The organism is Fodinicurvata halophila, assembly GCF_042651425.1.
Taxonomy (GTDB): Bacteria; Pseudomonadota; Alphaproteobacteria; order Kiloniellales; family DSM-21159; genus Fodinicurvata; species Fodinicurvata halophila.
On record NZ_JBHSCW010000011.1, the window covers coordinates 200,707 to 221,078 of the forward strand.

At 63.5% G+C, this 20,372-nt stretch carries 19 protein-coding genes and 1 pseudogene; 6 read left to right on the top strand and 14 right to left on the bottom strand.

All coding sequences use genetic code 11. The features are described 5' to 3' along the window. Window positions 1-48: 48 nt before the first annotated feature. The 5 genes from ACFOW6_RS17130 to ACFOW6_RS17150 form a co-directional block, all read right to left on the bottom strand. Window positions 49-726 carry an ABC transporter ATP-binding protein gene (locus ACFOW6_RS17130; RefSeq protein ID WP_382423650.1) on the bottom strand — a complete coding sequence of 226 codons (678 nt, stop codon included), beginning with the start codon at window positions 724-726 and terminating at the stop codon, window positions 49-51. Window positions 727-730: 4 nt separating this feature from the next. After that, window positions 731-1,471, bottom strand: a complete 741-nt coding sequence (locus ACFOW6_RS17135) for an ABC transporter ATP-binding protein (protein ID WP_382423651.1) — start codon at window positions 1,469-1,471, stop codon at window positions 731-733. After that, window positions 1,468-2,472, bottom strand: a complete 1,005-nt coding sequence (locus tag ACFOW6_RS17140; protein ID WP_382423652.1) for a branched-chain amino acid ABC transporter permease — start codon at window positions 2,470-2,472, stop codon at window positions 1,468-1,470. The genes ACFOW6_RS17135 and ACFOW6_RS17140 overlap by 4 nt, the downstream gene beginning before the upstream one ends. Window positions 2,473-2,475: 3 nt before the next feature. Then, entirely contained in the window at window positions 2,476-3,381 is a 906-nt protein-coding gene (locus ACFOW6_RS17145; RefSeq protein ID WP_382423653.1) for a branched-chain amino acid ABC transporter permease, read from the bottom strand. 77 nt (window positions 3,382-3,458) lie between these two features. Continuing rightward, a complete protein-coding gene (locus ACFOW6_RS17150) occupies window positions 3,459-4,760 on the bottom strand; it encodes an ABC transporter substrate-binding protein (RefSeq protein WP_382423654.1) in 1,302 nt (433 codons plus the stop codon). Window positions 4,761-5,087: 327 nt separating this feature from the next. On the opposite strand from ACFOW6_RS17150, the pseudogene ACFOW6_RS17155 reads away from it, so the two are divergent. Beyond that, window positions 5,088-5,626: pseudogene (locus tag ACFOW6_RS17155) on the top strand (exopolysaccharide biosynthesis protein). Here the strand turns inward: ACFOW6_RS17155 and ACFOW6_RS17160 are convergent. Next, entirely contained in the window at window positions 5,623-6,570 is a 948-nt protein-coding gene (locus ACFOW6_RS17160; RefSeq protein WP_382423655.1) for a LysR family transcriptional regulator, read from the bottom strand. The pseudogene ACFOW6_RS17155 and the gene ACFOW6_RS17160 sit on opposite strands and share 4 nt — an antisense overlap. A 134-nt stretch (window positions 6,571-6,704) precedes the next feature. Here ACFOW6_RS17160 and ACFOW6_RS17165 point away from each other — a divergent pair, with 134 nt between their 5' ends. Then, window positions 6,705-7,880, top strand: a complete 1,176-nt coding sequence (locus ACFOW6_RS17165; protein WP_382423656.1) for an acyl-CoA dehydrogenase family protein — start codon at window positions 6,705-6,707, stop codon at window positions 7,878-7,880. A 30-nt stretch (window positions 7,881-7,910) separates the two neighbouring features. Here ACFOW6_RS17165 and ACFOW6_RS17170 read toward each other — a convergent pair whose 3' ends face one another. From ACFOW6_RS17170 to ACFOW6_RS17200, 7 genes are all read right to left on the bottom strand, one after another. Further along, complete coding sequence (locus ACFOW6_RS17170) at window positions 7,911-9,035, bottom strand: zinc-dependent alcohol dehydrogenase family protein (protein ID WP_382423657.1); 1,125 nt, start codon at window positions 9,033-9,035, stop codon at window positions 7,911-7,913. Window positions 9,036-9,212: 177 nt separating this feature from the next. Continuing rightward, a complete protein-coding gene (locus ACFOW6_RS17175) occupies window positions 9,213-9,821 on the bottom strand; it encodes a DUF6151 family protein (protein WP_382423658.1) in 609 nt (202 codons plus the stop codon). A 46-nt stretch (window positions 9,822-9,867) separates the two neighbouring features. Beyond that, a complete protein-coding gene (locus ACFOW6_RS17180; protein ID WP_382423659.1) occupies window positions 9,868-10,806 on the bottom strand; it encodes a BKACE family enzyme in 939 nt (312 codons plus the stop codon). Window positions 10,807-10,834: 28 nt separating this feature from the next. Further along, window positions 10,835-11,773 (bottom strand): 3-hydroxyacyl-CoA dehydrogenase, encoded by a 939-nt coding sequence (locus ACFOW6_RS17185; RefSeq protein WP_382423660.1) that lies wholly within the window; start codon window positions 11,771-11,773, stop codon window positions 10,835-10,837. 2 nt (window positions 11,774-11,775) lie between these two features. Continuing rightward, window positions 11,776-12,564 carry an SDR family oxidoreductase gene (locus ACFOW6_RS17190; protein WP_382423661.1) on the bottom strand — a complete coding sequence of 263 codons (789 nt, stop codon included), beginning with the start codon at window positions 12,562-12,564 and terminating at the stop codon, window positions 11,776-11,778. 81 nt (window positions 12,565-12,645) lie between these two features. Continuing rightward, window positions 12,646-13,443, bottom strand: coding sequence for an SDR family NAD(P)-dependent oxidoreductase (locus ACFOW6_RS17195; RefSeq protein ID WP_382423662.1), 798 nt, complete (start codon window positions 13,441-13,443; stop codon window positions 12,646-12,648). A gap of 36 nt (window positions 13,444-13,479) precedes the next feature. Continuing rightward, on the bottom strand, window positions 13,480-14,241 hold the full coding sequence (locus ACFOW6_RS17200) for an SDR family oxidoreductase (RefSeq protein ID WP_382423663.1): 762 nt from the start codon (window positions 14,239-14,241) through the stop codon (window positions 13,480-13,482). 177 nt (window positions 14,242-14,418) lie between these two features. Between ACFOW6_RS17200 and ACFOW6_RS17205 the strand changes: the two genes are divergently transcribed. From ACFOW6_RS17205 to ACFOW6_RS17220, 4 genes are read left to right on the top strand one after another with little or no spacing between them, the layout of a single operon-like run. Then, the gene (locus ACFOW6_RS17205; RefSeq protein ID WP_382423664.1) at window positions 14,419-15,348 is read left to right on the top strand and encodes an isocitrate lyase/PEP mutase family protein; all 930 of its coding nucleotides are present in this window, start codon (window positions 14,419-14,421) and stop codon (window positions 15,346-15,348) included. Further along, the gene (locus ACFOW6_RS17210; protein WP_382423665.1) at window positions 15,345-17,531 is read left to right on the top strand and encodes an alpha-ketoacid dehydrogenase subunit alpha/beta; all 2,187 of its coding nucleotides are present in this window, start codon (window positions 15,345-15,347) and stop codon (window positions 17,529-17,531) included. Before ACFOW6_RS17205 ends, ACFOW6_RS17210 begins: the two co-directional genes overlap by 4 nt. Further along, window positions 17,531-18,268: an SDR family NAD(P)-dependent oxidoreductase gene (locus ACFOW6_RS17215; protein WP_382423666.1), complete on the top strand. Its 738-nt coding sequence runs from the start codon at window positions 17,531-17,533 to the stop codon at window positions 18,266-18,268. Before ACFOW6_RS17210 ends, ACFOW6_RS17215 begins: the two co-directional genes overlap by 1 nt. Before the next feature lie 15 nt (window positions 18,269-18,283). Next, window positions 18,284-19,057: an HpcH/HpaI aldolase family protein gene (locus ACFOW6_RS17220; protein WP_382423667.1), complete on the top strand. Its 774-nt coding sequence runs from the start codon at window positions 18,284-18,286 to the stop codon at window positions 19,055-19,057. Window positions 19,058-19,069: 12 nt separating this feature from the next. Here ACFOW6_RS17220 and ACFOW6_RS17225 read toward each other — a convergent pair whose 3' ends face one another. Further along, complete coding sequence (locus tag ACFOW6_RS17225; protein WP_382423668.1) at window positions 19,070-20,347, bottom strand: hydroxymethylglutaryl-CoA reductase, degradative; 1,278 nt, start codon at window positions 20,345-20,347, stop codon at window positions 19,070-19,072. Window positions 20,348-20,372: the final 25 nt, after the last annotated feature.

A 20,372-nucleotide genomic window follows, 5' to 3' on the forward strand; every position in this document is an offset into this window, starting at 1 on the left:
GCATTTCAGGATGCATTGGCGGACCGCCCCCGTCGGCCGGTGGCCCGTTCAGGCTTCAACCTGCGAGACGTCCTCGATACGTTCTATCTCGCCGCGTTCGATCGTGATCATGCGGCTGGCAAAATTCTTCAGCAGACCCGGGTTCGACTCCGTGATGATCACGGATAGCGAGCGATCCTTGTCGCGCAGGGCCCGCAAGGCCTCGGCATAGCGGTTGGCCAGCACCGGCGCCAATCCCTGGAATGGCTCGTCCAACAGCAGAAGGTGCGTGCCGAGCATCAGGCCGCGTCCCAGTGCCACCATCTTGCCCTGCCCGCCGGACGTCGCACCCGCAGGGCGTTTCGCCATCTCCTGCAGTTCGGGCAGGATGGTGTAGACACGATCCAGGCGCCGGCGGGTCTCTTCAGCCGAAAGGCGCGCCACGCGAGCCGGCAACAGGATATTCTCCTCGACCGTGAAGGCCGTGAACAAGCGCCGATCCTCCGGCGCATAGCCGATACCCAGGCCGGGACGTTCATGGGCCTCCACCTGGTCGATGGCCCGGCCGTCAAGCTGGATGGATCCACGTGCTGCAACCAACCCCATGATCGCACGCAGGGTCGTGGTCTTGCCGGCTCCGTTGCGTCCCACGAAAGCGATGGTTTCCCCTTCCTCGACCGTGAAACCGATGTTCCTGAGGATCGAAATGCCGGCGATGGAAACCGAGAGGTCCTTCAGTTCGAGCATATCCCTAGACTCCAATCACCGTACGGACCACCTCGGGGTCCTTGAGAACCTCCTCTGGCGTTCCCTGGCTCTGGATGTGACCTGCGTTCCAGACGGCCACGCGATTGGCATAGCGCGAGACCATCTCCATGTCGTGCTCGACGAAAACAGAGGTCACCTGCTCTTCCTTCAGAGCCGCCAGCAATGTGTCCATGATTGCGAACTTCTCGGAAGAGGCAACGCCCGACGTCGGCTCGTCCATCAGCAGCACCTTCGGCTTCAGAGCGAGGGCCAGGGCGATGTCCACAAGCTTGCGCTTGCCCTCGGGCAGTTCCGAGGCTGGACGATCCATCACGTCATCGCATCCCACCAATACCAGCAGATGCTCGGCCTCCTTGCGCTCGGGAATCTTCATCAGCGAGGTGAAGGGAGCAAAGCGACGGGCCTGGGAGGCGACTGCGATCAGCATGTTCTCCAGCACCGTCTGCTCGGTGAAGAGCTGCGGTATCTGGAACGCCCGGGCGATGCCCATGCGGGTAATGGCCCGCGGCGACGCACCCAGAATGCTCTTGCCCTGGAACGTGACGCTTCCGGCCTGGGGCTTGAGATAGCCGGTACAGATATTGAGGAAGGTGGTCTTGCCGGCGCCGTTCGGACCGATGATCGCCAGGTGGTCGCCCTCGAAGACCTCCAGCGACACGTCTTCGGCCGCAATCACGCCGCCGAAGCTGATGGCAAGTTCCCGGGCGGAGATCAGAGCGCTCATTGTCCGTCTCCTCCCTTCGTGCCGGATTTCACGCCATCACGTCTCTCGCCTTTGTCATAGCCTCTCGCACGGTTCAGGTAGCCGCGAACTTCATCCAGGAGGCCAACGAGCCCGCTGGGTGCGAAGAGGATGATGACCAGCAGGACGATACCCAGGGTCAACTGCCAGGTGTCCCCCACATACGCGGTCGCCAGCGCACGGATGTATTCGTAGACGAAGGATCCCGCCAGCGCCCCGAAGACATTGCCGGTCCCGCCCAGGATCGCCACGAAGACGAACTCGCCGGAGCGCACCCAGTAGGCATACTCGGGCGTCGCAATGCCCTGGAAGACGGCGACAAGCGCCCCGCCCAACCCGGCCAGGAAGGCCGAGATGACATAGGCGATCAGCAGCACGACACGGGGCGAGAGGCCGAGATATTCGATGCGGGTCTCGTTGGTCTTGATGGCCTTGAGCGTATGCCCCAGCGGACTGTCCAGGAAACGATGCACGCCGTAGAGGCAGAGCACGAGAATGATCAGGGAGAGATAATAGAGCACATATTCGTAGTTCGCCCGTTCCATGGCCAGTCCGACGACCTCAGGCCGCGGAATGCTGAGGCCGTCCGAGCCCCCGGTGATGTGGATGAACTTCTCGAGCAGCGAGAAGAGCACCATCGAGAAGGCCAGGTTGAACATCGCGAAAAAGATGTAGCGATAGCGAACGACGAAAACCCCGACCAGGAGGCCCGCAATCACCGACGCCACGATGGCGGCAAGCAGGGCAATGAACAGGTCGCCACCCCCCATGCCCCGAATCACGAAGCCGGCGGTATAGGCACCAACAGCGAAGAACATGGCGTGTCCGAAGGAAACCTGGCCCGCCTGCAACAGCAGAATGATTCCCAGAACCGGCAACGCCTTCGCCCACACGATCGTCAGGAAGGCATCCCAGCCGCCAACCACCAGGGGCAGCACCGCGGCAAACACGAAGACAACAGGCAGTCCGAAGCGCATCAGCATGGCTCAGATCTTCCTTGCCGTGGTTTTGCCAAACAGACCTTCAGGCCGGAACAGCAATACGATGACCATGATGAGATAGGGAACGACCACTTCCAGTTCTGGCATGAAGAAGACGGCGGCCGAACGTCCCAGGCCGATCATCAGAGCCGTGATGGCCGCGCCGCCGATCTGTCCCAGTCCGGCCGTTGCCGCCACGGCAAAGGACAGGACGATCATCTGCGCGCCCATTCCGGGCAACACGGATGTGGTGGGCGAGGCCAGGGCGCCGCCGAGGGAGGCCAGGCTCGTGCCGATGACGAAGGTCAGGAAGAAGACCTTGCGGGCATTGATGCCGATGGCCGTCGCAGCTTCGCGATCCTCCGTCACAGCGACAATCAGGGACCCGGCCAGGGTATGCCGCAGGAACCAGCGCAGCCCGAACAGGATGACGAGGGCCACCAACGGCAGGAAGATTACCTGATACGAGGTATAGGTAATGTTCACGACGCTGACGTTGCCCAGAAGGCTCAGCGGCTCGGTATAGAAATAGGGCTGCACCCCCCAGATCAGGCGCTGGGCATTGTCCAGGATCATGAAGACCGCAAAGGTGACCAGCAGCTGCAGATACTGTTCCTGACCATAGATCGGCCGCAGGATGAAGCGCTCCATCAAACCACCCACCGATACGCCGACCGCCACGGCCGCCACGACGAAAAGCGGATAGGCAAACCAGGGCGAAATGCCATAGGCCGTGAGCACGAGACCCAGGCTGGCGGCGGCATAGGCGCCCAATGCATAGAAGCTGCCATGGGCCACATTCAGGATGCGCATCACGCCAAAAACCAGCGTCAGCCCCACGGCGACCAGGAAGACCAGGGCTCCGTAGGCGATGCCATCCAGCACGGTGAGAACGAGAATCTGAAAGGACATGAACTTTACACGAACCGGTGGAGTTTGAAGGAGAACCGGGTCGCGAAGCCGTCAGGACTCCGCAACCCGGTCAGGGCTCACTCCTCGTGCTGATACTCGTCAGCACTGACCTCCTCGACGAAGCTTTCGTCCAGGGTTTTGATCCACTCGATCGAGTTCTCGCCGACAGGCGGCATGAGATCCGCCCCGTCAAAGATCATCATGTTGTCCATGATCGGGAAGTCATAACCATCGACATGACGTGTGGTCCCGATCAACTGGGCCTCGACGCCCTGGTTGTCCTCGCGGATGGTTACGGGCCGGCCATGACCACGGAACTCCAGGCCATCCATGGCATCCACCAGCTGTTCGCGATTGGGCCATTCGCCGTCGTTCGCCTCGATGGCCTTGTCGTAGGCACCCTGGAGTGCCGCAAAAGCCTGGGCCATGTGGAAGGCAGGATAGATCGGATAGTCCCCTGTACGCTCCCGATACTGGGCGACAAAGTCCTGAAGCTCCTCACCATCCTTGTATTCGGGATGCAGGAAGTAGTGGTCGCCGCGTCCGCCGACGATCACGCCATCCGGCAAGTCGTCACCCAGCCGCTCGAGCGAGGATTCCGCCAGTGGCAGGACGAACTGCGAGGTGTTGAACAGACCACGCTGGTTGGCCTGGCGCACGAAGGTGTCCAGGTCGCCGCCCCAGGAGGTCGAGAGAATGACATCCGGCTGAGTGGCCAGCAGTCGGGAAATCTCGGCCGAATAGTCGGCCGCTCCGAAGCTGGGGAAGAACTCACCGACCACCTCGACGTCCGGCTTCAGCTGCTTGAGCGCCGTGGAGAAGAGCTCCCAGCTGTCGCGGCCCCAGGCATAGTCCTGGTTGACCACGGCGATCGTCTCGAAGTCCGGGTTGTTCTTCAGCAGATAGAGCAGCGGCGCCATCATCTCGGGCGTGGCGTTCGCCTGGGTGCGGAAGTTGTAGCGATAGTCCGCTTCCTCGAAGATCCGCTGGGTGCCGCAGTCCCAGAGGATATTGAACATTTCCAGGTCTTCGGCGAGCGGCGCGATGTTGAGGCAGTTGCCCGACGAGATCGACGCAAACATCACGTCCACGTTCTCGTCCTGCACGAGCCGGCGGTATTCGGTGGTCAGGGTTTCCGCCCCTGCACCTTCGTCAATGAAACTCAGCGTCACCGGCACATCGTGAATGCCGCCGGCTTCGTTGATGTTCTCGGCGATCATCTCGGCGGCCTCCTGGCCCGGTACGCCAAAGACCGAGGCCGGCCCCGAGGTGAAGGTGGTGATACCGATATGAATCTCTTCGGGCTTGTCCTGGGCCGCCGCCTGGAGCGGCAGCAACGCGGCAAGACCAATAGCCGCAACTGATATTGGTTTTCTCATATCTCTTCCTCCCTACCTATTGTTTTTGAAGCATTTATTCGCAAGCGCCCCCAAAGCAGAGACTCCGCGAGCATGAAGCAATTTTTATCGATTCCGAAGGTTGGTTGAAGTTTAAATCAGATGCAAAGATTATTTCGCTTTATTAGATATAACAATTTCCTATGACGGCAAGAATGACTGGCGAATGGCGGCAAATGGAACGCATGATCTTGAGCAGTCTCCCTTTCTCCCGGCTTTCCGGGCAACCTGCCGTCGATCCTTCTCCGCCCGGCCAAAGTTGATGCCATGCCTCCTCATATTCCCACATCAATGATCCTGGAAAGACTGATGCACGATGCTCCCGCGGAGAGCGTCACGCTTGGGTGGATTTTGGAGAACCTGAGAGAACGGTCCTTTGGCATCGTGATGCTGCTTGTCGCCCTTGTCGGCTTATTGCCCGGTGCCTCGTTGTTTGTCGGAATTTTTCTGGCCATACCCGCGATTCAGATGATTTGCGGCCAGCCGAACCGGCGTTGCCCAGAAAAATCGCCGAGCGCAAGTTCTCGACCGCGCGGCTGCAGAATCTCGTGAGGCGCGTGGTGCCGCCCCGGCGCTTCATCGAGCGGGCAGTACGGCCCCGATGGAACGCGCATTTTGGGATCCGGAAACGCATGGTCGGAACCATCATTCTGCTGCTCGGTGGAACGATGCTGATTCCGGTTCCTTTCAGTCATATCTTACCAATCCTGACAATCATGCTGCTGGCCTTCGCCTTTTTGGAAGAAGACGGCCTGCTCCTTGCCATTGCTCTCCTGGCCTCGATCCTTTCGCTTCTTCTCAGCGCGGCGGCTATCTGGAGTGCCGTGGAAGTGGGGCTTCTCGTCTAGTCGCCCCCTTCCAGTCTGGCCTCCCAGGTCCCTTCCCGGACCAGCTGCTGCAGCAGCTCATGGCACAGCTTCTCGATAGCCAGGGTCGCCGAGGAGAGAGGACGGTCGGCGGGCGCCGAGAGGAATATCTTGCGACGCAGTTCGGGTTTGACGATGTGCCAGGAGACCAGCCGCCCCTGCTCGCATTCCTGCTTGATCGCCATGGCCGGCAGGATTGAAAAGGCCAGCCCCTGCTCAACAAGCGTCTTGATCGGGGCGTAGGAATCGATCTCGGTGTGCGCTTCGAAGGTCCGGCCGCAATGCTGCAGCGCCACCTCGTCCAGCAGGTCGCGCAGGCCGTGCCCGCGGCTCGGAACCGCCAGCGGCAGCGAGATGGCCTTCGCATAATCCACCGCATCCTGGAAGGGCCTCGCCCGGCCCACGCTTGCCTCCTTGTGGCCGAACAACAGCAGTTCCTCGGACAGCACCTGTTTCAGGCGGATACCCCGGCTGTCGACGCCGCGATAGAGCACCGCCACATCGATCTTGTCCTCGCGCAGCCAATCGAAGATGAAGCCGCTCATGGCCTCGGCGATGCGCAGGCGTATTCCGGGATAGCGCTTGGCCGCCTCCTGGATAAGTCGGGCGCTGAGCACCTGGCTGACCGTGCCCGGCACGCCGAAACGCACTTCGCCCGCGGGCTCCACATCCTCGGCCCGAACCACTTCCTCCAGCTGGTCGAACTGCCCGATCAACGGGCGCGCCTGTTGCAGCAGCCGGGCACCTGCCTCCGTCAACTGTACGCCACGTGAGGAACGGAACAGCAGCTCCGTGCGCAGGTCCCGCTCCATGTTGCGCACATGCTGGCTCAGCGCCGGCTGCGCCACATGCAGGCGTTCGGAGGCCTTGGAGAGGGAGCCCTCCTCGGCGATGGTCACGAAATACCGGAGATGACGGATATCCATTAGGATGGTCTGCTATATGAAATTATTATGTAATGTATTCTTATATTATCTTTGCATTATAGCCTAGGCTATTCCAGATTCTGCCAGCATGCGAAACGACTTCCAGATGACCGAGACGACCAAGGCACGCCCTGATGAGTAACAGCGCTCCCGCGCCCGAAAGCGCAGAGATCGAAGCCATCCGCGACACTGTACGTGCCCTTTGCGCGCGCTTTCCGAACGAATACTGGCGCAAGCTCGACCGCGAGCGCGCCTACCCCAGTGAATTCGTGAATGCGATGGCGGAGGCCGGCCTGCTGGCTTCGCTTATTCCCGAGGAGTACGGCGGCAGCGGACTGCCCCTTTCGGTGTCGGCCACCATCCTGGAAGAAGTCCATGCCTGCGGTGCCAACGGGGCCGCCTGCCATGCCCAGATGTACACCATGGGCACCCTGCTTCGACACGGCAGCGAAAAACAGAAACAGGCCTACCTGCCCGGCATCGCCTCAGGGGACCTGCGTCTGCAGGCCTTCGGCGTGACCGAGCCTGGGGCGGGCACCGACACGCTGTCCATCTCGACCACGGCCGAGCGCAAGGGCGACACATACGTCATCCGCGGTCAGAAGGTCTGGACCAGCCGTGCCGAACACTCGGACCTGATGATCCTGCTGGCGCGCACGGCCCCCAAGGGCTCCATGGAAAAGCGCACCGACGGCCTCTCGGTCTTCCTGGTGGATATGCGCGAAGCCCCCGCCGACAAGCTGCGCATCCGGCCCATCAACACCATGATCAACCACTCCACGACGGAGATCTTCTTCGACGACCTGGAGATTCCGGCCAATGCCTTGATTGGCGAAGAGCACAAGGGCTTCCGCTATATCCTGGACGGCATGAATGCCGAGCGCATCCTGATCGCCGCGGAATGCATCGGCGACTGCCGCTGGTTCATCGAGAAATCCACGAACTACGCCAGCGAGCGCAAGGTCTTCGGCCGTCCCATCGGGCAGAATCAGGGCGTGCAGTTTCCCATTGCCCGCAATCACGTGGAACTGCATGCCGCAAGCTTGGCCGTTTCTCACGCCGCCGACCTCTACGACCGGGGAGAGTCCTGCGGCGCCGAGGCCAACATGGCCAAGCTGCTGGCCTCCGAGGCCTCCTGGCATGCCGCCGACACCTGCCTGCAGACGCACGGCGGCTTCGGCTTTGCCGAGGAATACGACGTGGAGCGCAAGTTCCGCGAAACGCGCCTCTACCAGATCGCGCCGATCTCCACCAACCTCATCCTTTCCCACGTGGCGGAGAAGGTCCTGGGCCTGCCGCGCTCCTTCTGAAGAACAGGACTTATCAGGACGTATAAGGCCTCAGGGCGTGATGACGTGGCGCACGGCAGTGCCATCGGCCAGGCTGTCGAAGGCCTCGTTGATGTCCTCCAGCGTCCCGCGCCCGGTCAGCAGGCGATCCACCGGCAGGCGCCCGGCCCGGAACAGCTCGATGTAACGCGGGATATCGCGTGAAGGGATGCAGCTGCCGATATAGCTGCCCTTCAGCGTGCGCTCCTCGGCCACCAGCGAGACCTGCTGGATCTCCAGCTTCTTCTCCGGGTTCGCCAAGCCGCCGGTGACGGTGGTGCCGCCCCGGCGCGTGATGCGATAGGCGAAATCCAGGGCCGGCACGGAGCCCGCCAGCTCGACGGCGGCATCGACACCACCGTTTGTCCATTCCTTGACCTTCGCCACGGCCTCCTCGTCGCGGGGATCGATGGCATGGGTCGCGCCCAGTTGCCGCGCGAAGTCGCGCTTCTCCTGCAGCAGGTCCACGGCGACGATGCGCGAGGCACCGGCGGCCTGGGCCCCAAGCACAGCCGCCAAGCCGACACCGCCCAGACCGATCACGGCCACGCTTTGCCCGGCCTTGACGGCGGCCGTATTGACCACCGCCCCGACACCGGTCAGTACGGCACAGCCGAACAGGGCCGCGTGCTCGAACGGCAGCTCGCGGTCGATCTTCACCATGGAATGGCGCGAAATCACGGCCCGCTCGGCAAAGGCCGAGACCCCGACGTGGTGATAGACCGGCTCGCCGTTGCGCTGGATCCGCATGGCCCCGCCCAACAGGGTGCCGGCGCCGTTGGCCGCTGCCCCGGGTTCGCAGAGCGCCGGGCGCCCCTCGGCGCAGGGCATGCAGTGTCCGCACGAGGGCATGAAGATCATCACCACGTGATCCCCCGGCTCCAGGTCGGTCACGCCGGGGCCGACGGCCTCGACCTCACCGGCCGCCTCGTGCCCAAGCGCCATCGGCAGGGGCCGCGGCCGGTCGCCGTTGATCACCGAGAGGTCGGAATGGCAGAGGCCTGCAGCACGGATGCGGACCTGCACCTCCTCATGCCCTGGCTCGACAAGCTCGACCTCCTCGATCCTCAGGGGCCGCGTCTCGGCATAGGGACGCTCCACGGGAGAAGTGTTCAAAACGGCGGCGCGGGTCTTCATGGCTGTTTCCTCTGCTGCATCCATTGCTTACGGCCTCGGGATGGCCTCGGTTTTCGATGATGCTCGGCGATTGTATCCCGAAACGCAAACGCAAGATCCATATGAAAGCGAAGGGCGGGTTCGGAAGCCAATACACCTTCACCTTGCCCCTTCGGACAAGCTTTTGCCCGGCTGCCCTCAGACGAGGCCAGCTTTCACCTCTGCGCGTTCGGCATCGCTCAGGACCTTAGGCACGACGACGGGCTTGCCCGTATCTGCATGGAAGAAGGGACTGCGGTGATGATCGCCGTGCAGGCGCGCGCGCAGGATGACGCGCAGGACCCGCGCCATGCCAGGCACCAGGCCCCGCATCTTCGGAGCGGGCGTTTGCAGTGCGTACTTGGTGAAGACCTGCATGTCGACGGGCCCGAGAGCGGCATCCAGGGCGGCCTGGTCCACGTCCAGACAGGACTGGACCAGGCCCGCGACGGGAATCTGTCGGTTCGGAAGCGTGTTTGCGATCGGCGTGCTGCAGCAGCCTGCGTACCAGCGCAGAGTACCATTTGCCGTCAGGCGCATGCAGGCCAGTTGCTCCGTACCCTTGGACAAACTCACCTCGCCCTGGGAGAGATGGATGATCTCGGTCCCACCGAAGTCGTCGAGCACCTCGTCCTGGCGTTTCAGGAAGCGGGCGAACGCCTGGCAGTCATCGCAATAGCAGACGCATCGGTTCACCCGTCCGCGAGGGTGCACAGCCCCCGTCAGGGAGCCGCAGCGGCAGCTGATGGCAATGCTCGTCGTCCACATACGCCTCGTCCAGGCCTCAGTTCGTCACGGACAGGCTCGCAACTCTCTAGAAGTTGACCTGGTCGCCGCCCTTCAGGGAGAGCATTTCGCGTGCCTCCTCGGGTGTTGCGATCTCCAGGGACAGGCCTTCCAGGATCTGGCGCACTCTCTTCACCTGTTCGGCATTGTTATCTGCCAGTTTCTTGGGCGCGCCCCAGAGGGAATCCTCCAGTCCGACGCGGACGTTGCCGCCCATGGAGGCCGCGATCGAGGCCACCCGCATCTGGGCGGCTCCGGCGCCCAGCACGGACCAGCGATAGTCGTCGCCGAACAGCCGGTTGGCCGTGCGTCGCATGTGCATGATGTCTTCCGGGTGCGGACTGATCCCGCCCAGGATGCCGAACACCGACTGCACGAAGAGCGGCGGCTTCACCAGGCCACGATCCAGGAAGTGCGCCAGGTTGTAGAGGTGCCCGATGTCATAGCACTCGAACTCGAAGCGCGTGCCGTTGGCCTGGCAGGTCTTCAGGATATACTCGATGTCGGCGAAGGTGTTCTTGAAGACAAGGTCCCGGCTGTTCTCCAGGTGCTGGCGCTCCCAGTCGTGCTTGAACTCCTTGTAGCGGTCCAGCATCGGGAAGAGCCCGAAATTGATGGACCCCATGTTCAGCGAGGCCACCTCGGGCTGGTAGTGCTTGGCCGGCTGCAGGCGTTCGTCGACGCTCATGTGCGGGCTGCCGCCCGTGGTGATGTTCACCACCGCATTGGTCGACTGCTTGATGCGCGACAGGAAACGGCCGAAGACTTCGGGATCCTGGGTGGGGCGTCCCGTCTCCGGATCGCGCGCATGCAGGTGCAGGATCCCGGCACCGGCCTCGGCCGCCTCGATGGACTGCTCGGCGATCTCGTCCGGCGTCACCGGCAGGTTGGGCGACATGGACGGCGTATGGATGCCGCCGGTCACGGCACAGGTGATGATGACTTTGTTCTTGCTTGTCGCGGCCATGGGCTTGTTGTCCTCCAAACTGATCTGGTTATCTCTCGCGGTCGTCCTGGTCCCGCTTGTGCAGGGCCAGGGCCTGCAGGCGGGCATCGCGCCAGCGCTGGCGATCGGGCAGTTTCCCGGCCGGCAGTATCTCCCGCCGCTGGGTCTCGGCCTTGGCGAGCAGGTCGTCCGACCAGGGTTTCGCCTCGGACCCCGCCATCTTGGCGTACATCTCCCGATAGCGCCGGCCGTAGTCGGCCAGTCCGTCGGGAGCATTGAGGTCGATCGTCTCGAAGGGTCCCATGAAGGACCAGCGCAGGCCAAGGCCGTCCGAAACGGCAGCATCCACATCCTCCACCCGGGCATAGTCCTGATCGACCAGAGAGAAAGCCTCGCGCAGCAGGGCCCCCTGCAGGCGATTGAGGATGAAGCCGTCGATCTCGCGTTTCATCACGAGTGGCTTCTGGCCGATGGCCTGCATCAGGGCGCGCACCTTCTCCATGGCCCCTTCCTCCGTCCAGGGTGCGGGACAGAGTTCCACCACGGGAATAAGGTGCGGCGGATTGACGGGATGTGCCACCAGGAAGCGGTGCCGGCCTGCAAGCCGCTCGGACAGGGCCGAGGGCAACAGAGCCGAGGTCGAGCTGGCGATGGTTGCGGCCGCGTCGGCCAGGCTGTCCACCTCTTTCAGGAGCTCCTGTTTCACCTCCAGGCGTTCCGGCCCGTTCTCCTGAACATGATCGGCGCCCTCGATGGCGACCGCCATGCTCTCGCTCACCGAGATTCGCGCGAAAGCCCCCGCGGCATCCTCGGCCAGCCCCACGGACTCCAGCTCCTCGAGCTGCGCCTTCAGGAGTTCCGGCAGGCGTTCGCGCTGTTCTTCGGAGGCATCGTAGATCCTCACATGGCAGCCGGCGCGCGCAAAGATCGCTGCCCAACTGTAGCCGATCAGCCCTCCGCCGATCAGGGCAACCGTGGTCGTCTCCATACTCACATCAACACCTCGACGTTTCCGCAGACACTGATCGCCTGGCCGCTGATGTTCGCCCCGCCCGGCGAGGTCAGGAACAGGCAGGTGGTCGCCACATCATCCGCGCTGACCATGCGGCGCAGGGAGACATTCGCCAGATAGCGCTTCTCCATCTCCTCGTAGGACACGCCCAGTGCCTGGGCGCGGGCCGATATCACGCCGCGAATGCGCTCGCCCTCGACGATGCCGGGCAGGATCGCGTTCACCCGCACGCCGTCCGGGCCCATTTCCGCGGCCAGGCTCTTTGTGAAGCCGATGATGCCCCACTTGGCCGAAGCATAGGGCGTGCGATAGGCATAGCCCAGCCGGCCGGCCACCGAGGCAATGTTTATCAGTGAACCACGGCTTTCCTTCAGGTCCCTGGCCGTCTCGTGGGCGACATAGAACTGGCTGTCCAGGTCGGTACGGATCGTGCGCTCCCATTCCACGGGATCAAGGTCTTCCACCGCGCCCGTGGGCCCGGCGATGCCGGCGTTGTTCACCACCACGTCGAGGCCGCCCAGGGCCTCGCGGGCCTGGTGGACCATGTCCGCCACGGCTTCGCGATCCGCCACGTCGCAGTTGACGGCCAGCGCATCGGGAACCTCGTTGCGGAAGGCCGCAAGCGTCTCCTCGGAGACATCGCAGACCGCGATGCGGGCGCCGACTTCGCGGTAGCCCTCGACGATTCGCCGTCCGATACCGCCGGCACCGGCTGTCACCAGCACGCGCAGGCCGGCATCGGGCCGCAGGAGATTGGCAAGTGTCATCTGTTCCATCCCTTCAAGCGTTCTTGTTTCTCCAGGCTCCGGTGCCCTTCTGGAGGACGACAGATCAAAGCCCGTCCTCCTCTATTCCTTCCCCGAAAAGCGCAGGCCGCCATAGGTTCCCCAGGCGGACCCGGCGAGCCAGCCCGCATCCACGGGCAGCGTGATGCCGGTGATCGCCGCGGCCCTGTCGCTGATCAGGAAGGCGATCGCCTCGGCGATCTCTTCAGGCGCAACCATGCGTCCAAGCGCCGCCGAATTGGAGAGGTCCGAGGCATCACGCAAGCCTGCATCGATCTTGCTCTTGATGGGCGGGGTCAGCACGAAGCCGGGCGCCACCGCATTCACGCGCACGCTGGACGGGCCCAGATGGCCGGCCAGGCTTTCGGTCATGGCAACCAAGGCCGCCTTGCCCGGCCCATAGGCGAAGAGCGGCAGCGGCCTCAGGGCCGTGATCGAGGCAATGTTGATCAGGACACCGCGCCCGAGACGGGACATGGCCAGGCCGAACTTGCGGCAGGTGAGGAAGCTGCCGCGGTAGTTCACGTCCCAGATCCGATCGTGTTCTTCCATCTCCATGGCATCGAGCGGAACGTTGTCCTGCATGATGCCGGCCGCATTGACGACGGCATGGGGACAGCCGAAGCGATCCTCGATGTCCTGCTTGAGGCCATCGATCTCCTCCTCCGAGCTGACGTCCAGTACCTGCCAGACCACCTGCGGGTTTTCTTCCCCCAGACGGGCCAACTGGTCCCGGTTCCTGTCAGCCCCGACGACCTGATACCCCTCCGCCTGGAGGCGCTCGACCACCGCCAGCCCGATGCCGCTGGCGGCCCCGGTCACAAGCGCGATGCGCCTGTCTTCATCCTCTGCAGCGTTCAACGCCCTCTCCCTTCATCGAATGCCGTCCGATTTGGCTCAACGACCTCCGGAGATCACGATATTGGCGCCGGAGACGTAACTGCTCTTTCCCGAGAGCAGCCAGAGGATAGCCTCGGCCACCTCTTCGGCCGCGCCGCTTCGCCCCAGGGGCACACCGCCGACCATCTTCTCCACACGCTCCGGGGCCCCGGCGGCTGCGTGAATTTCCGTCTCGATCAGGCCGGGAGAGACGGCGTTGACGCGAATCCCCTCGCCGCCGAGCTCCTTCGCAGCACCGACCGTCAGGGTATCCACGGCCCCTTTGCTGGCGGCATAGTGAATCCATTCCCCGGCTCCGCCCAGTTGGCCCGCACGTGAGGAGACGTTGACAATGGCACCGCCCGCACCGCCACGGGCGGTCGACATGCGCAGGGCCGCTTCCTTCATGCAGAGCATCAGGGAGGAAATGTTGATACGGAAGAGGTCATCCAGCATCGCCTGGTCGACCTCCGTCAATCGCTTGATGGGCCCGGTAATGCCGGCATTGTTCACGAGGCCATGCAGCTGCCCCAGGCCGGCGGAATCGAACGCCTGGAACAGCTCTTCCACATTGCCCGTCGCCATGTCGAAGGCCCGTGCCGTTGCCCGGCGGCCTTCCTGTTCCACCGCCTGGATGACCTCATCGGCGGCGGCGCTGTTGCTCTTGTAGGTAATGGCCAGGTTGTATCCGGCCCTGGCCACGGCACGGGCGGTCGCCGCCCCGATACCCCGACTGCCGCCGGTCACGATCACGTAGGCGTTCTGGTCTTCACTGGCCATGATTGTCCCCGGGTCTCCCTCTGAAGCCTGTTCTGCGCATGCGCCGGCAGGCCTTGTTCTGCTTGTCTCCGGACGCAGGAAACCGCGCTCTCCGGAGTGCTCTTAGATACACCCTATCGATCCAGAAGATGATGGGCTAGGGTTGCCCTCAAAAAAAGATAAACGGAGGAATGGAAGATGCCCGATCTCAAGCAGAAACTGGCTGAGGGACGCTGCGTTCTGGCCCCGGGAGTGTACGACTGCGTCAGCGCGCGCATTGCCGAGAGCACCGGATTCGAAGCGGTCTCGATATCCGGTTATGGCGTGGAAGCCAGCCAATTCGGCCTGCCCGATCTTGGATTCACGGGCCTGTTCGACATGGTGGAGATTGCGGGACGGATCACGCAGGCTGTCGACGTTCCCGTGATCTGCGATGCGGACACGGGCTACGGCGGGCCGGCCCAGGTCTGGGAAACGGCCCGGCGCCTGGAAAGCCAGGGTGTCCAGGCCATCCATATCGAGGACCAGGGCAGCCCGAAACGCTGCGGCGGCCTACCCGGACGCAAGGTGATTGCGGCGGAGGAGATGGCGGCAAAGGTGCGTGCCGCCTGTCAGGCCCGCCGCAACAGCGATTTCCTGATCATCGCCCGGACGGACGCCAAGGACAGCGAGGGGCTGGACGCGGCAGCCGCACGCCTGAACCACTACTTCGCCGCCGGCGCGGATCTCGGCTTCGCCGCGGAGAACTACTCTTTCGAGGAGCTCCAGCAGCTCTCGGGAATGGTGGACGGCCCGCTGGCCATCTGCGGCGGGGTTCCCGGCTGGTCCGGCTCGTTCGAGACCAGTGACACCTACCGGCAGCTCGGCATCGCTCTCGTCATCTACCCCTTCACCTCGCTCTTCGTGGCTGCCAAGGCGATGCAGGATTTCTATCGCGCCATGAAGGACGCGGACCGGGTGACGAAAGAAGCCACGGAACAGTCCATGACGCCCTTCGAGTGGTTTGGCGAGTTCATTGGCGTTGAAAGGGCGCGTCAGAGAGAGGAAGCTGCCTCGCAGCCGGATCAAGGGGAGAAGGATGCAACAGAAAAAGGCTCGCCAAGCCTGAGGGAAGAGACGCAATCATGAAGACGCAGCAGATCCGCAACCAGACCCCGATGTACCAGCTGTCCCTGGAGGACAAGGACTGGAAGAGTTTCACGAACGAACAGGCCAAGCGCACACTGACCCTGCTGCTGGGCGCTCGCCGCTTCGAGGAGGCCATCCTCGACCTGGACAAGCGCGGCCTGGTCCACGGACCCGCGCATTCCAGCATCGGCCAGGAAGGCGCGAGCGCCGGCTGCCTGGCGGCGCTGACCCCCACGACCAAGATCACGGCAACACATCGCGCCCATCACCAGGTCGTTGCCAAGATGCTGCACGCACTCTGGGCACGAGACTTCGATCCGGTCCAGGCGGATCAGCTGCCCGATGACATGCGAGAGATCACCCGTACCCTGCTGGCCGATATCCTGGGATTGAAGGAGGGCTGGTCAGGCGGCCGCGGCGGCTCCATGCACCTGCGCAACGACGAAGTCGGCGTGGTCGGCACCCAGGCCATCGTCGCCAGCGGCATGGCCATCGGCTGCGGCACTGCCTGGGCCGAGAAAGTACGGCAAAGCGGCGACCTGACGGTGGCCTTCTTCGGCGATGGCGCCATTCACCAGGGAACGGCTCACGAGGCCCTGAACCTGGCCGCGCTCTATGATCTGCCCATGATCTTCTTCATGGAGAACAACCAGTACTCTGTCTCCATGTCCATCGAGCAGTCGACGCGGGAGAGCGAGCTGCTGACCCGGGCCCAGGGTCATGGCATTCCCTCGATCAAGCTGAACGGCATGAATCCCCTGGCCGCCTATCGCGCCGCGGAATGGGCCGCCAAGGAAATTTCCGGCAAGAGGGGCCCCGTCCTGATCCAGGCGGATGTCTACCGCTACTATCACCAGAGCGCACCCTACCCGGGCAGCGCCTTCGGCTATCGCAGCAAGGACGAGGAGGAATCCTGGCGCAAACAGGACCCCGTCGACTTCCTCATCGGGGAGCTGGACAAGCGCAAGATCCTGGACCGGAAGAGCAGTGAGCATATCGACAGCCTCGTGCAGGAGGCGGTTCAGGCCGCTGTGGAGAGCTGTGTCGAGGGCAAGGGCAGTTCCGCCCGCATCAAGCCGGATCTCTGGCCCGATCCCGCCACGGTGGACAACGACATTACCGGCGATCTCGGCGAATTCGAGGGTGCGCGCTTCACAGAGCTCCAGGACTACGCGGCCAACGAGTTGGACGAAACGCGCCTCATCGACGTCATGCCGCGCGTGGTGGCCGAGCGCATGGCCGAGGACGAGAGCATCTATGTCCTGGGTGAGGATGTTGCCAACATGGGCGGCGGCACGGTGGGCGCCACCAAGGGCCTGATGGACCGCTTTCCGGATCGCGTGATCAACACGCCGATCAACGAGAACGGTTTCTGCAACATGGCCGCCGGCATGGCGTCCGCCGGCCTGAAGCCCATCGTCGAGCTGATGTACTCGGATTTCATGTTCAATGCGACCGATGCCCTGCTGAATCAAATCGCGAAGATGCGCCACCTCTTCGGCGGACGCTATCCCGTGCCGCTGGTCCTGCGCTGCCGGATCCCGGGGACGGAAGGCTATGGCTCGCAACACTCGATGGATCCCTCGGGAGTCTTCGCCATGTTCCCCGGCTGGCGCATCGTGACGCCGGCAACGCCCTTCGACTACGCCGGCCTGATGAACTCGGCCCTGCGCTGCCAGGACCCGGTGCTGGTCGTGGAACACCAGTCGCTTCAGAAGAAGGCAGGTCCGATCCCGGAGAAGCTCGACTATCACATTCCCTTCGGCAAGGCGCGCAAGGTGGCCGAAGGCAACCAGGTCACGCTGTTGACCACGCTGACCATGTGCGAACTTGCGCGCGATACGGCGAAGGAGATGGGGGTTTCCGCCGATATTCTGGACCTGCGCACCCTGTCCCAGCGTGATATCGATTTCGAGGCGATCGAGGCGTCGATCCGGAAGACGAACAATGTGGCCATCGTCGAACAGAGCACGCGCGGAACAAGCATCGGCGCCTTCCTCTCGGACGAGATCCAGAGGCGCTGCTTCGACCACCTGGACCAGCCGGTCAAGCGCGTGGTCGGCCGCTGGGCTGCGCCTACGGTGTCCAAGGTCCTGGAGCAGGCTGCCGTCGCCGGACGCAGCGATGTCGAGGAAACGCTTCGCGAGATGCTGGCCGACACGGCCCAGCGGGCAGCCGCGTAATGAATGGCTTGCCAAACGCCCTGACTCTCGAGGGCAAGCAGATCGTGATCACCGGCGCGGCCGGGGGCATCGGAGCTGAAGTGGCACGCCTTGCGGCCCAGCTTGGCGCCGACCTGGTCCTGACCGACCGCGATGGCCTGGAACCGCTGAAGGCGGAACTCGAGGCCGGCGGCAGCCGGGTGCGCGCGCAGGCCTGCGACATCTCGGACCGACACAGCGTGGAACAGCTGATCGGCGAGGCCGGTCGCATCGATGGCCTGGTTGCCCTGGCGGCCATGTGTCCCTGGGACGACTGGATGGAGGACGGCTGGGATGCCGTGTTCGACGAGGTCATGCACACCAATGTCCTCAGCGTGATCCACTGTGCCCGCGCTTGCCTGCCGGTCATGCAGGAGCAGAAGGACGGGCGCATGGTCATCGTCAGTTCGGTGGCCGGGCGCATGGGCGGCCTGAATGCCAGCCCGCATTACGTGGCCTCGAAAGGCGGCGTGAACACCCTGGTCAAATGGCTGGCCCGGCGGGCGTCCCCCCACGGCGTCCTGGTCAATGGCGTGGCGCCGGGGGCAACCGCTTCCCCCATGACACAAGACCAGGAGTTCGACCTGTCCCGCATTCCGCTCGGACGCATGGCCGAGCCCCAGGAGATCGCCTGGCCGATCGTCTTCCTGCTGACCGGTGCCGCCAGCTACATGTCCGGGACCATCCTGGACGTGAACGGCGGTGTCTTCATGAACTGAAGGAGCGTTTGCCTCATGAGCTTTCAGGATCTGCTGGATTCGCCGTCGCCGATTCTCGGCACCTGGTCCCAGATCGCCTCGGCTGAAGTCGTCGACATCGTCGCCGCCTCCGGCTTTGCCTTCACCATCATCGACACCGAGCACGGTGTCTTCGGGCTGGAAACGGCCGCTGAGCTCGTACGCGCCTGCAACGCCAATCGCCTGGAGCCCATCGTGCGCGTTCCCACGAACGAAGCCTGGATGATCATGAAGGCTCTGGATGCGGGCGCCGGAACGGTGCTGGTGCCGAAGATCGAGTCGGCTGAGGCGGCGCAAGCTGTCGTGGCGGCAGCACGCTTTGAGCCCGACGGACGGCGCGGTGCCTGCCCCTGTGTGCGCTCGGGCGACCAGTTCGTTCGCAACTGGCCGAACTATGCAAAAAAGGCCAACCGCTCCAGCGGCATCATAGCGCTGGTCGAGAGCCCGGCAGGCGTGGAAGCCTTTCCGGAAATCGCAGCTACGGACGGATTGAAAGCCGTCCTGTTCGGCCCTTTCGACCTGTCCGTTGCCATGGGCAAGGAAGGCGATTTCCGCCATCCTGAAGTGGTTTCCGCCCTTGAAACCATGACCGCCCAGGCCCGGGAGGTCGACCTGCCGGTCATCATGCCCGTCTTCTCACCGGACATGGACCAGGCACGCCGGGAAATGCACGAATGGCAGGCCCAGGGCGTAAGTGCCTTCACCATCGGCACCGACAAACTGCTGCTTGCGGACTACTGCAGCCGCTATACCAGCCACCTGAAGAGCTGAAACGGCCGAGCGCTATGTCTTCGCCCTGATCTCCGCCAGGACGGTCTCGGCCACGTCACCGCGCACCTCTCCGCGCCGGGCCAGTTCCGCGGCCACCTGGGCGATCTCCTCGCCGGTGGCGCCGGCAGCAATGGCCACGTTCTGGGCATGCAGGGTCATGTGGCCCTTCTGTATGCCCACCGTCGCCAGGGCCTTGAGCGCGGCAAAGTTCTGGGCCAGGCCGACGGCAGCGACGATACCCGAGAATTCGACCACGTTCTGCACACCCAGGATCTTCAGGCACACCTGAGCCATGGGATGCACCTTTGTGGCACCGCCCACGAGGCCCAGCGCCAGGGGCAGTTCGATGCTGCCCGCCAGGTCGCCCTCTGCCGTCTTCTCGTAATGACTCAGCGGACGATAGGCGCCGGAGGTCGCGGCATAGGCATGGGCACCAGCCTCGATGGCGCGGGTGTCGTTTCCGGTGGCCAGGGCCACGGAGGAGATCCCGTTCATGATACCCTTGTTGTGGGTGGCCGCCCGGTAGGGGTCCACTTCAGCGAACTCGGCCGCATCCAGCATGGCATCGACGATCTCCGTCCCGCCAATTGCATCCTTGGGCCAGACGGCTCTCGCCCGGGCCAGGCGACGATCGGCCAGGTTCGAAAGGATGCGCAGATGGTGCCGGCCACCGGTCCAGGACGCCAGCGTGGGCGCCAGGCGCTCCGCCATGGTGTTCACGGCATTGGCCCCCATGGCATCCTTCGTGTCCACGATGATGTGGGTGACCACCATGCTGCCCCTGGAAGACGGCAGGACGCGCACCTGGAGATCGCGAAACCCGCCACCCAGCTTGACGAGCATCGGATCGCAACCGTTGCAGATCTGGGCGATTTCCGACTTGCGCTCCAGGATCTTGGCGCGCCCGGCCCAGGGATCGGAAAGGCCCAGGACCTGGATCTGGGCGATCATTTCCGTGGCGCTGAGGGAGGTGTGGAATCCACCGCTGTCCCGGCATTGGCGGGCCGCGTTGCTGGCTGCCGCGATCACCGACGATTCCTCGGTGGCCATGGGCACCAGGACATCGCGGCCATCCACAAGCATGTTCGTGGCAATTCCCAGTGGCACCCCGAAACTGGAGACGGCATTCTCCACAAGTCGGTCCGCCAGCTCGAACGGCAGGGATTCCGTGGACAGCAGCCTGTCGAGATCTTCCTGCGCCAAGCCAGAAACATCCTTCACGGCATCGAGTCTTTCCTCACGCGAAAGCTTGTAGAATCCGCCTATGCGCGAAGATTTCTGCTCACTCATTGTATCGACTCACATCCTTGACGGT